8 protein-coding genes are annotated in these 12,463 nt (G+C 72.2%); 6 read left to right on the forward strand and 2 right to left on the reverse strand.

Going from position 1 to position 12,463, the window contains the following annotated elements; genetic code table 11:
* Positions 1 to 18 precede the first annotated feature (18 nt).
* Together PYR91_RS17215 and PYR91_RS17220 are read right to left on the reverse strand one after the other, a co-directional pair.
* On the reverse strand, positions 19 to 3,003 hold the full coding sequence (locus PYR91_RS17215) for an AfsR/SARP family transcriptional regulator (protein ID WP_279780868.1): 2,985 nt from the start codon (positions 3,001 to 3,003) through the stop codon (positions 19 to 21).
* 238 nt (positions 3,004 to 3,241) lie between these two features.
* Complete coding sequence (locus PYR91_RS17220) at positions 3,242 to 5,014, reverse strand: 5'-nucleotidase C-terminal domain-containing protein (RefSeq protein WP_279780870.1); 1,773 nt, start codon at positions 5,012 to 5,014, stop codon at positions 3,242 to 3,244.
* Between the two features lie 133 nt (positions 5,015 to 5,147).
* Between PYR91_RS17220 and PYR91_RS17225 the strand changes: the two genes are divergently transcribed.
* The 6 genes from PYR91_RS17225 to PYR91_RS17250 all read left to right on the forward strand — a co-directional run bounded on the left by PYR91_RS17225 (position 5,148) and on the right by PYR91_RS17250 (position 12,432).
* Positions 5,148 to 6,386 carry an NAD(P)/FAD-dependent oxidoreductase gene (locus PYR91_RS17225; RefSeq protein WP_279780871.1) on the forward strand — a complete coding sequence of 413 codons (1,239 nt, stop codon included), beginning with the start codon at positions 5,148 to 5,150 and terminating at the stop codon, positions 6,384 to 6,386.
* Between the two features lie 374 nt (positions 6,387 to 6,760).
* Complete coding sequence (locus PYR91_RS17230; RefSeq protein ID WP_279780872.1) at positions 6,761 to 8,068, forward strand: ABC transporter substrate-binding protein; 1,308 nt, start codon at positions 6,761 to 6,763, stop codon at positions 8,066 to 8,068.
* Between the two features lie 110 nt (positions 8,069 to 8,178).
* A complete protein-coding gene (locus PYR91_RS17235) occupies positions 8,179 to 9,153 on the forward strand; it encodes a sugar ABC transporter permease (RefSeq protein WP_279780874.1) in 975 nt (324 codons plus the stop codon).
* Positions 9,150 to 10,004 (forward strand): carbohydrate ABC transporter permease, encoded by an 855-nt coding sequence (locus PYR91_RS17240; RefSeq protein ID WP_279780876.1) that lies wholly within the window; start codon positions 9,150 to 9,152, stop codon positions 10,002 to 10,004. Before PYR91_RS17235 ends, PYR91_RS17240 begins: the two co-directional genes overlap by 4 nt.
* Positions 10,005 to 10,006: 2 nt before the next feature.
* Complete coding sequence (locus PYR91_RS17245; protein WP_279780958.1) at positions 10,007 to 11,443, forward strand: GH1 family beta-glucosidase; 1,437 nt, start codon at positions 10,007 to 10,009, stop codon at positions 11,441 to 11,443.
* Entirely contained in the window at positions 11,440 to 12,432 is a 993-nt protein-coding gene (locus PYR91_RS17250) for a LacI family DNA-binding transcriptional regulator (RefSeq protein WP_279780877.1), read from the forward strand. Before PYR91_RS17245 ends, PYR91_RS17250 begins: the two co-directional genes overlap by 4 nt.
* Positions 12,433 to 12,463 lie beyond the last annotated feature (31 nt).

The raw sequence follows: 12,463 nt of genomic DNA on the forward strand, positions 1-12,463 counted from the left end.
ACGAGGTGCGGCGCGGTCTCAGCCACTCGGGGGCGGCTGAGACCGCGTCTGCACGGCCTGCCGGGCCTCGTGGGCGCGTTCGCGCCACACCGGCAGGCCGATGCGCTCGAACTCCGCGGCCGCGAGGTCCAGCAGCGCGGCGGCCCTGTCCGGGTCGCCGCGCTCGGCGGCGAGCCGGCCGGCGGCCAGGCGGACGCGGGCCGCGACGAACGGCTCGCCGACCGCCTCGGCGACGGCCAGGGCGGCGTCCAGATGGGCGGCCGCCTCGTCCAGCCTGGCGGCCAGCAGGCAGGCCTCGCCGCAGCCGAGCAGCCCGTACGCCTCGCCGATGCGATCGCCCGCGGCACGGGACGCCTCCAGCACCCGCAGGAACGTCTCCTCGGCCCGCGCCGCCTCCTGCCCGCGCAGGTACAGCAGGCCCAGCCGGTTGAGGATCTGCGCGGAGCCGCGCGCGTCGTCCAGCGCGCGGTAGACCTCAAGGGCGGCCTCCAGCAGCGGCCGCGCGGTCTCGGCCTCGTCCCGCTCGATGTGGATCTGCGCGACGCTGCCGAGCACGTGCGCCTCCGCGTGCCGGTCGCCGACCTCGCGCAGCATCTCCAGCGCGCGCCCGTAGAGGCCCAGCGCGGCCTCCGCGTTGCCCTCCACCCGTTCGAGCAGCGCCGCGTTGCGCATGGTGAGCGCCCGGCCGTGCCGGTCGTCCACCTCGGCGAACAGGGCCGTCGCGGCGGTGAAGTGCGGGCCGGCGGCGGGGTAGCGCTGACGGAAGATCTCCAGTGTGCCCAGGGAGTACCGCATGGCCGCCTCGCCCCGCCGGTCGCCCGCGTGCCGCGCGGCGGCGAGCGCGGTCGCCGAGGTGCGCGCCCAGTCGTCGAACAGGCCCTGGGCCTCGAACAGCGTGACCGACGTCATCGCCAGGTCCCAGCAGGTCTCGGCCAGGCCGAGGCGGGCCGCCTGCTCGACGGCCGCCACCAGCCCCAGCCGCTCGCTGAGCAGCCACCCCATCGGGTCGGCCGACAGTCGCCCGAGGATGGGAGGCTCGCAGTGCCACCGCTGCCCAGTGCCGTGCAGCACGGTGTGGTCGCCGCCGTACCGCAGCCGGTGCGCCTGCTCGGCCAGCGCCAGGTAGCCGCCGGTCAGCCGGGTGAGCGCGGCCTCCGCCGCCCCGGGCGCCTCATCGGCGCCGGCCCGCTCCCTGGCGTGCAGCCGCACCAGGTCGTGGGTGCGGTAGCGGGCCTCGCCGACCTCGTCGGTGCCCGCGTACTCGACGAGCTGCGCCTCCACCAGGGTCTCCAGCACGTCCTCGGCCTTGCGGGCGCCGGTGTCGAGCAGCGCGGCGGCGACCCAGCCGGCGAAGTCGGGCGTCTCGACCAGCCCCAGCCGGCGGAACAGCGTGCGCCCGGGCTCGGTGAGCCCGGAGTAGCCGAGGGCGAGGCTGCTGCGCACCGACAGCGAGCCGTGGGTCAGCTCGTCCAGCCGGTCGTGCTCGGCAGCCAGGCGCGACAGCAGGCGCGGCACCGTCCAGTGCGGGCGCGCCGCCAGCCGCGCCCCGGCGATGCGCAGGGCCAGCGGCAGCCGGTCGCACCGGGCGGCCAGCTCCTCGGCGCCGGGGTCGCCGGCGCGGATCTCGGGGCGCCCGGTGACGGAGGCCAGCAGGTCGACGGCCGCCTCGGTGCTGAGGATGCCGAGCGGGACGCGGTGCGCGGCGGGCAGCGCGGTGAGCCGCGCCCGGCTGGTGATCAGCACGGCGCAGCCGGGGCCGGCCGGCAGGAGCGGCTCGACGTGCGCCTCGTCGGCGGCGTCGTCGAGCACGACGAGCACGCGCCGGTCGGCCAGCAGGCCGCGGAAGATCTCCGCCCGCTCGTCGAGGTCGTGCGGGACGGCCGTGCCGGTGACGCCGAGCGCGCGCAGGAAACGGCCGAGCGCCTGGTGGGGCTCCACCCGCTCGGTGCCCGCGCCGCGCAGGTTGACGAAGAGCTGGCCGTCGGGGAACGCGTCGCGGGCCCGCTGGGCCGCCTTCACCGCGAGCGCCGTCTTGCCCACGCCCGGCATGCCGGACAGCACGCACACGACCGGCGTGCTCGCCAAGACGGCGGCCAGCCGGTGCAGCTCGGCGTCGCGCCCGGTGAGGTCGCCGGTCGCCGCCGGAAGCAGGTCGAGGGCCGGTGCGGGGGCGGCCGCGCCTCGCCGCCCGTGCCCGGCCGGCAGAGGCGCGGCGGGACCGGCGGAGGCGGGCGCGGTGCCGCCGTCGTCGCCTAGGAGCGTTCCTTCGAGCTCGCGCAGCCGCGTGCCCGGCTCCACGCCGAGCTCCTCGGCCAGGGCGGCGCTCGTGCTCCGGTACACGGCGAGGGCCTCGGCGCGTCGACCGGCGCGGCGCAGCGCGACCATGAGCCGCTCGGCGGCCGGCTCCTCCAGCGGATTCTCCGCGACCAGGGTGCGCAGCTCGGGGATGAGGCGCTCGTGCTGGCCGAGGGCGAGGTCGGCGTCGATGCGGTCGGTCAGCGCCTGCCGGCGCTCCCGCTCCACGTGGCCGGCGGCCTCGGCGAGCGCGGCGACGTCGTGCAGGCCGGGAAAGGCGGGCCCGTCGCACAGGGCCAGGGCCTGGCGGAGCAGGACCGACGCCGTCTCGGGGTCGTCGCGGACCAGCGCCTGGCGGCCGCGCCGGGCCAGGTCGGCGAAGTGCCACAGGTCGACCTCCTCGGTGTCCGCGAGCAGGGCGTAACCCGCCCGGTCGTGCCGGATGCGGTGCGGGTCGCCCAGCGACCGCCGCAGCCGGTGCACGAGCACCTGGAGGTTCTTCCCCGGGCGCGCCTCGGGCCGCTCCCCCCACAGGGCGTCGGTCAGCGTCTCGGCGGACACGGCCCGGCCGCGCCGGTAGACGAGCAGGCCAAGGAGCTGCTCCTGACGGCGTGACGCCAACGGCGTGGGGCGCCCGTCGACGACGACGGAGACACCACCGACGACCGTGAACCTGACGGACACTTCCCCGGTGTTTCGTGAGCTCAAGCGGTGCACCTCTGGCGGGACGCTCCTCGTCCCGGCGGAGGGCGCCGGTGACGTCGCGTCCTGTCGAGCGGTATCGGGCGGACCCGGGTGCGAGACGACCCCCGTCGCATGACCCCCGGCATTCACTTTCTTTACAAGAGCGTAACTCCTGACACGGCCGATTGGACGTCGAGCCTTCGGGGGCGCGGGCGGCCGGCGTCACCCGGAGGTGGCGCCGGCCGCCCGCGCGAGACCGTCGTCAGAAGACCGGCACTCCCTCACGCACCAGCTTCCAGTTGGGGTCGGCGAAGGTCGCCGGGTCGATGACGCCGGCCGCGGTGGCGGCGTCGATCAGCGCCTGGCGGATCTCCACCTGGGCGTTGTAGACCACGGGGGCGGTGCTGACGTGCGGGAAGCCGCCGCCGCCCGACTGGCGGTAGTTGTTGACCGCCACCACGAACTGCCGGTCGGCGGCCACCGGCTCGCCCTGGTAGGCCAGGCCGGTGACGCGCTGCCCGGCCGGCTTGGAGATGTCGACGTCGTAGGTGACGCCCGAGAACTGGTCGTAGTTGTAGTCGGGGGTGCCGTTCGCGTTGGTGAGGCTCCCGAGGTCGATCGGGGCGCCCGGCGCCACCTGGGCGAAGTACCTGGCCGAGTACTCCAGGTAGTCCTTGATCTGGGCGCCGGTCATCCGCACCGCGAGCAGCGTGTTGTCGTAGACGTACAGGCCCGCCATGTCGCGGACGCTCACCGGCCCGGCGGGGAAGACGGCGGTGCGGCTGAAGGGCGCGGCGATCGACAGCACCGGCAGCGACGCGTCCGGCGTGCCGGCGAGCGCGCCGGCGACCAGGTCGGTCTGCACCTTCTGGATGTAGTCGAGGATCGCGGTGTCCTTGTAGGGGGACTCGGCCGAGGAGAGCTGCTCCCGGGAGTCGGCGACGACCTGGTTGACGTAGCGCACCGTCGTGTCGTGCTGGTCCTTCATGAGCGCCACGATCTCGGGGTCCTCGGGCACGGTGTTGGTGTTGAGCGTCGCCGAGGACTTGGCGGTGACCGTCCACCGCCCGCGCTGCTTGGCGAGGCTGAAGTCGACCACCGACAGGCGCTGGCCCCACCGGCCGGGCTCGGTGAGCAGCACCTGCCTGCCGGTCGCCTTGTTGGTGACGAACTTCTGCGGGACGTCCTGGTGCGCGTGCCCGAACAGGACGGCGTCGACGCCGGGCACCTGCTCGGCGACCATGGCCGAGGCGTTCTCGACGGGCAGGTCCGAGCCGTAGGACGACAGGCCGTTGTCTCCGGCGTGCGCGGTGACCAGGACGACGTCGGCGCCCAGCGCGCGGATGACGGGCACCCACTTCTTGGCTGTGGCGACCAGGTCGAGGAACCTCAGCTTGCCCTCGACGTTGGCCTTGTCCCAGACGGCGACGCCCGGGTTGGTGAGGCCGAGCACGCCCACCTTGACCGGCCTGTCGCCCTTGACGGGCATGGTCTTGATGACGAACGGCAGGTAGGCGGGGAGGCCGGTCTTCGCCGACACCGCGTTGGCGCCGAGCACCGGCGCCTTCATCTGCTTGATCCACTTGGCCAGCAGGGGCAGGCCGTAGTTGAACTCGTGGTTGCCGAGCGTCACGGCGTCGTACCCGATGGCGTTCATGGCCCTGGCCATGGGGTGGGTGCGCCCGGTCTCGGTGATCGGCTCGACCTTGGCGTAGTAGTAGTCGAGCGGGGTGCCCTGAATGGTGTCGCCGGAGTCGAACAGCAGAGTGCGGCCGGCGCCCCGGTCGGCGCGGATGCGCTTCACCAGGGTGGAGACCTTGGCCAGCCCCACGTCGTTGCGCGCGCTGTCGTCGTACTCGGCGTTCTTGAAGTAGTCCCAGTTAAGGGCGTTGCCGTGGATGTCGGAACTGGCCATCACGGTGACCTTGACCGTGTGATCCGGTTTCGCTGAGGCGGGCGCTGAGGGGGCGAGAAGGCCGAGGGCCACGGCGAACGTGGCGCCGACGGCGAGAGCCCGGCCTGTTCTGGAACTCATGAAGGGGACATTAATCAGGGAAAGTTGCTTATCGGTCACAAGGTTCTTGACTGCCGCATCCTCGCCGACCGGCACGTCGAAGGAAGGAGTGCGGGCGGGGGCCTCCGTCCGGCGACGGGGGATGGGGGCGTTCATGCCGGACACGGTGGTGGTCGTGGGGGCGGGGCTGGCCGGGCTCGCCTGTGCCGTGCGGCTGCGCTCGGCGGGGGTGCCGGTGCGGGTGCTGGAGGCGTCCGACGGGGTGGGCGGGCGGGTGCGCACCGACCTGGCCGGCGGGTTCCGGCTCGACCGGGGGTTCCAGGTGTTCAACACCGCCTATCCGGAGGCGGCCCGCGTTCTGGACGTCGGCGCGCTCGACCTGCGGCCGTTCAGCTCGGGGCTGTTCGTCGCGCGCGACGGGCGGCGTGAGCGGGTGATGCTGCCGTGGCGGCATCCGCGGCACGTGCTGAGCGCCGCGCTGGCCCGCGTCGGCACGGTCTCGGACAAGGCCGCGCTCGCGGCGATGACCGGGCGCGACATGGCGTTCCCCGCCGCGCGGCTGCGCGGGGCCACCGAGCGGACGACGGCCACCGAGCTGCGGCACTGGGGGCTCTCGGAGGAGATGGTGGACACCCTGCTCCGGCCGTTCCTGTCCGGCGTGCTGCTGGAGCGCGAGCTGGAGACCTCCAGCCGCGTCTTCCACCTGTTCTGGCGGTCCTTCGCGCGCGGCACGATCGGGCTGCCCGCGCTGGGCATGGGACGCGTGCCGGCGCAGCTCGCGGCGCGCCTTCCCGAGGGCTCGGTCTCGCTGGAGACCCCGGTCGCCGGGCTGACCCCGGACGGGGTGGCGCTCGCGGACGGCCGGGAGATCGCGGCGGCGGCGGTCGTCGTCGCGGTGGACCCCGGCTCGGCGGCCCGTCTGCTTCCCGGCCTGCGCGTGCCCGGGATGCGCGCCGTCACCACCTTCTACCACGCGGCTCCCCGCTCGCCCCTCGGCGAGCCGACACAGGTGGTCGACCCGACCGGAGCGGTCGCGGACACCCTGGTGCTCACCGACGCGGCGCCGGAGTACTCCACCGATGGGCGGGCGCTGGTGTCGACCTCGGTGCTGGGCGTGCTCGGGGACGCGGACGAGCCGCGTGTGCGGGCGCGGCTCACCGAGATCTACGGCGACACCTCCTCGTGGGAGCACATCGCGACCTATCCCGTCAGGGCGGCCCTGCCGGTGATGACGCCGCCGATGCGGATGCGGCGGCCCGTCCGGCTGGGCGGGGGGCGGTACGTGTGCGGCGACCACCGCGACACCGGTTCGATCCAGGGCGCCATGGTGTCCGGGCGCCGGGCCGCCGAGGCCGTCCTGGCGGACGCGGGGCGGCCCGGCGCGCGCGGATGATGACCGGGCTCGGGGCGAGCGAGCACGGTGACGGAGTGGGCGGGGAGCGCTCTCGGGACTGAGAATGCGCTCTCCCGGCTCACCGTGTCAAGGGTCGGCTTAACCGACAGGAAACTTTCCGAACATCTAGGTGCAATCGGACAGATGGGCTGAGAGCGCTCTCATCCGCCCATCCGTATATCGATCCTATCCGCTCTGACCTGCGGAAACCTGCGACCGTCTGAGAAACGCTTCCCTGGGGCGCCGCCTCCCGGCGTGTTCAGGTCACGGCGATCGTTACCATCCGACCCGTTGACACACACAGCGCGACCGGAAGACCCTTCTCGGGGAGCGCTCCCTTCATGATCAAAAAAATTCCCCCCAAGGGAGGGTCTATGGGCAAGCTTCGCCCCCGGATGGTCACCCCGCTGCTCGCCGCCGTACTGGCCGTGAGCGTCTCCGCCTGTGGCGGCGGCGGCGGCGGTACGGACGCGGGCGCCTCTCCGGGCGCCTCCCAGCCGGCCGAGAAGATCAAGCTGACCGTCGCGCTGTTCAGCGACTTCCACTTCGCGCCGCTGTACGAGGAGTTCAAGAAGACACACCCGAACGTCGAGATCGTCGAGCGGCGTTCGCAGTTCAACGACCACCACAAGAACCTCACCACGAAGCTGGCCACCGGCGCGGGCGCCGCGGACGTCGAGGCGGTGGAGGCCGGCTACATCGCCACCTTCACCCCGCTCGTCGACAAGTTCCACAACCTGGGCGACTACGGCATGGCCAAGCGCCAGGCGGACTACCTCGACTGGAAGTGGAAGCAGGGCCTGTCGCCCGACGGCTCCAAGGTGCTCGGCCTCGGCACCGACATCGGCGGCCTCGCCATGTGCTACCGCACCGACCTGTTCAAGAAGGCCGGCCTGCCGACCGACCGCGAAGAGGTCTCGGCGCTCTGGCCCACGTGGGAGGCCTACCTGGAGGCGGGCAAGAAGTTCACCGCCGCCAAGGTCTCGGGCGCCAAGTGGTTCGACGGCCCCGGCGAGAACTTCCGCGCGATGGTCGACCAGGCGCCCGTCGGCTTCTACGACACCAGCAACACCCTGGTCGCGGGCACCAACCCCGACGTCAAGAAGGCATGGGACCTGTCGGTCCAGAGCATCCAGGCCGACCAGTCGGCCAAGCTGGCCGCCTTCAGCCCGCCGTGGAACACCGGCCTCACCAAGGGCTCCTTCGCCACCATCATCTGCCCCTCGTGGAAGACCGGCAGCATCAAGGACGCCGCCCCCACCACGTCCGGCAAGTGGGACGTCGCGGCCGTGCCCGGCGGCGGCGGCGGCAACCAGGGCGGCACCCACCTGATGGCTCCCAAGCAGGGCAAGCACCCCAAGGAGGCCGCGGAGCTCATCGACCTGCTGACCAACAAGGACTCGCAGCTCAAGCTGTTCTCCGAGGCCGGCGCGCTGCCGTCGATCCCCGCCCTCTACGACGACCCGACCATCACCGGGTTCACCAACCCCTTCTTCAGCGACGCGCCCACCGGCAAGATCTTCACCGACGCCGCGAAGGCTCTCAAGCCGCAGCACGTGGGGCCCAAGGCCGGTGACGTCCTGACCGCCTTCGGCAACGGCCTCCAGCGGGTGGAGCAGGGCAAGCAGTCGCCCGACGAGGCGTGGACGCAGGTGCTCGAGGACCTCGACCGCATCAAGTAGCCCCCTCGCGATGCGGCCGGCCCCACCAGGCGCCGGCCGCAGCCGCCTGTCCCCCTCCGAAGGCCCGGTCCCGCCCCCGCTCGCCCGCCGGCCTTGCGAAAGGAGCCGCCATGGCGACCCGCGCCCCCGACCAGCTGAGGGTGAGCCCGCCTCATCCACCCTCCCGGTCCGGTGACCCCGCTCGCCTGCGCCACCTGCTGTACCGGCTCGACGTCAAGGCGTCGCCGTACGCCTACGTCGCGCCGTTCTTCCTGCTGTTCTGCGCGTTCGGCCTGTTCCCGCTCGTCTACACCGCGTGGGTCAGCCTGCACGAGTGGACGCTACTGTCGGACGTCCACACGTTCATCGGCCTGGAGAACTTCACCACCCTCCTGGCCGACGACTACTTCTGGAACGCCACGTTCAACACGGTCTCCATCGGCGTGCTCTCCACGGTGCCGCAGCTCCTGCTGGCCCTGTGGCTGGCGCACCTGCTCAACCGGCCGCTGCGCGCCCAGACGATCTTCCGGGTGACGCTGCTGCTCCCCAACGTGACCAGCGTCGTCGCCGTCGTCGTCATCTTCAGCCAGCTCTTCGGCCGCGACTACGGCCTGATCAACTGGGCGCTGTCGTGGTTCGGCGTGGGCACCATCGACTGGAACGCCGGGACGGCGACCTCGCACACCGCCATCTCCGTCATGATCATGTGGCGGTGGACGGGCTACAACACGCTCATCTTCCTGGCGGCCATGCAGGCCGTGCCGCGCGAGCTGTACGAGGCCGCGACCATCGACGGCGCGGGCGGCTTCACCCAGCTCAGGAAGATCACCGTGCCGATGATCCGGCCCACGATCATCTTCGTGGTGATCACCTCCACGATCGGCGCCATGCAGGTGCTGGCCGAGCCGCTGCTGTTCGGCATCTACAGCATCACCGGCGGCCCCGACCGGCAGTACCAGACGCTGTCGCTTTTCATCTACGAGAACTTCACCAAGCTGGACTTCGGGTACGCCTCGGCCATCTCATGGATGATGTTCCTGTTCATCGTGGTCGCGGCCGTGATCAACTACCTGCTCACCCGGCGAGCGAGAGGAAGCCTGACGTGAGTACGCGACACAGGACCGCTTCGCGTGCCCGCGGGGGGAGCACGGCGCGCAAGCTCACCTACCTCACCCTGGTGGCGGTGGCGTTCTTCTCGGCGCTTCCCCTCTACTACAGCGTGGTCGTCGCCTCCCGCGACAACTCGGCGCTGGCCGACGTGCCGCCCCCGCTGTTCCCGGGCGGCAATCTCCTGGCCAACGTGTCGCGGGTCTTCGACACCGTGCCGTTCATGCTCGCCCTGCTGAACTCGGTCCTGGTGTCGGGCGCGATCGCCATCTCGGTCATGTTCTTCTCCACCATGGCCGGGTTCGCCTTCGCCAAGCTCCGCTTCCGCGGCAACCGCGCCCTCCTGGTGCTCACCGTGGCGACGATGATGGTGCCGACCCAGCTCGGCATCATCCCGCTCTACCTGCTCATGGTGAAGCTGGAGTGGACCGGGTCGATGTACGCGCTGGTCGTACCGGCGCTCATCAACGCGTTCGGCGTGTTCTTCATGACCCAGTACCTGTCGCGCGCCCTGCCGACCGAGCTGCTGGAGGCCGGGCGGGTCGACGGCTGCACCACCTGGGGACTGTTCTGGCACGTGGTCCTGCCGGCCGCGCGGCCGGCCGCGGCCGTGCTCGGCATGCTGACGTTCATGTCGGCGTGGAACGACTACTTCTGGCCGCTGGTCGTGCTGACGCCGGAGAACCCGACCGTGCAGGTCGCGCTCTCCACGCTCGCGGCCGGCTACGTCAGCGACTACGCGCTCAGCCTCGCCGGGACCGCGCTCGGCACGCTGCCGCTGGTCATCGTGTTCGCCCTGCTCGGAAAGCAGGTCATCGGCGGAATCATGCAAGGAGCTGTGAAGGGATGACCATGACCGTCACCACTCGGGGGACCCTGCCTTCATATCTGACGGAAGGGCGGGCGGTCTTCCCCGAAGGTTTCGTCTGGGGCGCCGCTACGGCGTCCTACCAGATCGAGGGCGCGGCCAGGGACGACGGCCGGGGCGTCTCCATCTGGGACAGGTTCTCCCACACCCCCGGAAAGGTCGCGGGCGGGCACACCGGTGACGTGGCCTGCGACCACTACCACCGCTACGCCGACGACGTGCGGATGATGACCGACCTCGGCCTGGCCGCCTACCGGTTCTCGGTCTCCTGGCCCCGCGTCCAGCCCGACGGGGCCGGGCCGATCAACCCCCGCGGGCTCGACTTCTACGACCGGCTCGTGGACGAGCTCGGCACGGCCGGCATCACGCCGTACGTGACCCTGTACCACTGGGACCTGCCCCAGGCGCTGGAGGACCGCGGCGGCTGGACCTCCCGGGACACCGCCTATCGCCTGGCCGAGTACGCCCAGGCCGTCCACGCGCGCCTGGGCGATCGCGTGCGGCACTGGACGACGCTCAACGAGCCGTGGGTCGCGGCGTTCCTCGGGTACGGCACCGGCGTGCACGCGCCGGGCCGCACGGACGCGGCGTCGGCGCTGCAGGCCTCCCACCACTTCCTGCTCGCGCACGGCCTGGCCACCCAGGCGCTGCGCTCGGCGGGCGTGGACGAGGTGATGCTGGTGATCAACTCCTCGCCGGTGCTGACCCCCGCCCAGGTCGCCGACCCGGCGGCGGAGATCTCCGAGGCCGACGCCGAGGCCGTCAACCGGGTGGACGCCCTGCTCAACCGGCAGATCCTCGACCCGGTGCTGCGCGGGCGCTACCCGGACGAGGTGCTGAAGATCGTCGAACGGCACGGCGGGCTGGACCACATCCACGACGGCGACCTGCGCGAGATCAACCAGCGGCTCGACCTCATCGGGGTCAACTACTACAACCCGTGCGCCGTGCGGTCCGGCCCCGGCGAGCCCGCCAACCCCGCCTTCCCCGGCACCGAGGACGTCGAGTTCGCCACGCTCGACGTGCCCGCGACCGCCATGGGATGGCCGATCCACCCGGCGGGGCTGTCGCAGCTCCTGGTGCGGCTCTCGCAGGACTACCCCGAGGTCGGCCTCATGGTCACCGAGAACGGCGCCGCCTTCGACGACGCCGTCACCAAGGCCGAGGGCGGCGACCGCGTCCACGACGCCGACCGCACCGCGTACCTGAACTCTCACCTGCGCGCGGTGCACGCCGCCATCGAGGCGGGCGCCGACCTGCGCGGGTACCTGGTGTGGTCGCTGCTGGACAACTTCGAGTGGGCCGAGGGCTACCACCGCAGGTTCGGCATCGTCCACGTCGACTTCGCCACCCAGCGCCGGGTGCTCAAGGACAGCGCCCGGTTCTACCGCGACGTCATCAAGGAGAACGGGTTCGCATGAAACGCCCCACCTTGGAGGCGGTAGCCGCCCGGGCGGGGGTGTCCAAATCCAGCGTGTCCCGGGTGGTGAACGGGGAGACCACGGTGTCTCCGGCGATCCGCGACCAGGTGATCCAGGCCGTGCGCGAGCTGGGCTACGTTCCCAACGGCGCGGCGCGCAACCTGGCCACCCAGCGCACGAACGTGATCGCCGTCATCGTCTCGGACCCCCCGCAGGGGCTCGTCTCCGACGACCCGATGTTCTCCGAGGTCGTGCGTACGGTAAGCCGGGAGCTGGAGGCGGCCGGCAAGCAGATCACGCTCATGCTGGCCGGCTCCGCGGAGAGCCGGCTGCGTGCCCAGCAGCTCGTGGCGGCCGGGCACGTCGCCGGCGTCATGCTGGTGTCCATGCACGGCGCCGACCCGCTGCCGGCCTCCCTCGCCCGCATGGGCGTGCCCATGGTGTCGTTCAACAGGCCCTCCACCGCCGGCGTGCCGTACGTCGACAACGACAACGTCGGCGGTGCCACCCGGGCGGTGCGGTACCTGGTCTCCCAGGGACGCCGCCGGATCGCCACGATCACCGGCCCGCTCGACATGATCGCCTCGCAGGACCGGCTCGCCGGCTACCGCGAGACGCTGCGCGAGTGCGGGCACCGGTCGATCGTGGCCATCGGCGACTTCACCCGCATCTCCGGCGACCGGGGCATGCGTCAGCTCCTGGACGACGACCCCGACCTGGACGCCGTCTTCGCCGCCAACGACCTCATGGCCATCGGCGCCCTGCGCGCCCTGCGCGCCGCGGGCAGGAGGGTGCCGGAGGACGTGGCGGTCGTCGGCTTCGACGACATCGAGGCCGCCCTGTACACCGCCCCCGCCCTGACCACCGTGCGCAGCCCGATGAGAGACCAGGCGGCGGCCACCGTGCGGCTGCTGCTCGGCCTGTTCGACGGCGCGCCGCGCGACCCGGTCATCATGCCCAACGACCTGGTCATCCGCGACTCCGCCTGACGCCTGCGCCGCACTGGTCGGCGTCGCCGGC

It is taken from the genome of Sphaerisporangium sp. TRM90804 (assembly GCF_029846175.1).
Taxonomy (GTDB): Bacteria; Actinomycetota; Actinomycetes; order Streptosporangiales; family Streptosporangiaceae; genus Sphaerisporangium.

What these genes read in the sequence shown, in the direction of transcription:
- PYR91_RS17220 (WP_279780870.1), bottom strand. Translation starts at nt 5,014, where the DNA reads ATGAGTTCCAGAACAGGCCGGGCTCTCGCCGTCGGCGCCACGTTCGCC.
- PYR91_RS17225 (WP_279780871.1), top strand. Translation starts at nt 5,148, where the DNA reads ATGCCGGACACGGTGGTGGTCGTGGGGGCGGGGCTGGCCGGGCTCGCC.
- PYR91_RS17230 (WP_279780872.1), top strand. Translation starts at nt 6,761, where the DNA reads ATGGGCAAGCTTCGCCCCCGGATGGTCACCCCGCTGCTCGCCGCCGTA.
- PYR91_RS17235 (WP_279780874.1), top strand. Translation starts at nt 8,179, where the DNA reads ATGGCGACCCGCGCCCCCGACCAGCTGAGGGTGAGCCCGCCTCATCCA.
- PYR91_RS17245 (WP_279780958.1), top strand. Translation starts at nt 10,007, where the DNA reads ATGACCGTCACCACTCGGGGGACCCTGCCTTCATATCTGACGGAAGGG.
- PYR91_RS17250 (WP_279780877.1), top strand. Translation starts at nt 11,440, where the DNA reads ATGAAACGCCCCACCTTGGAGGCGGTAGCCGCCCGGGCGGGGGTGTCC.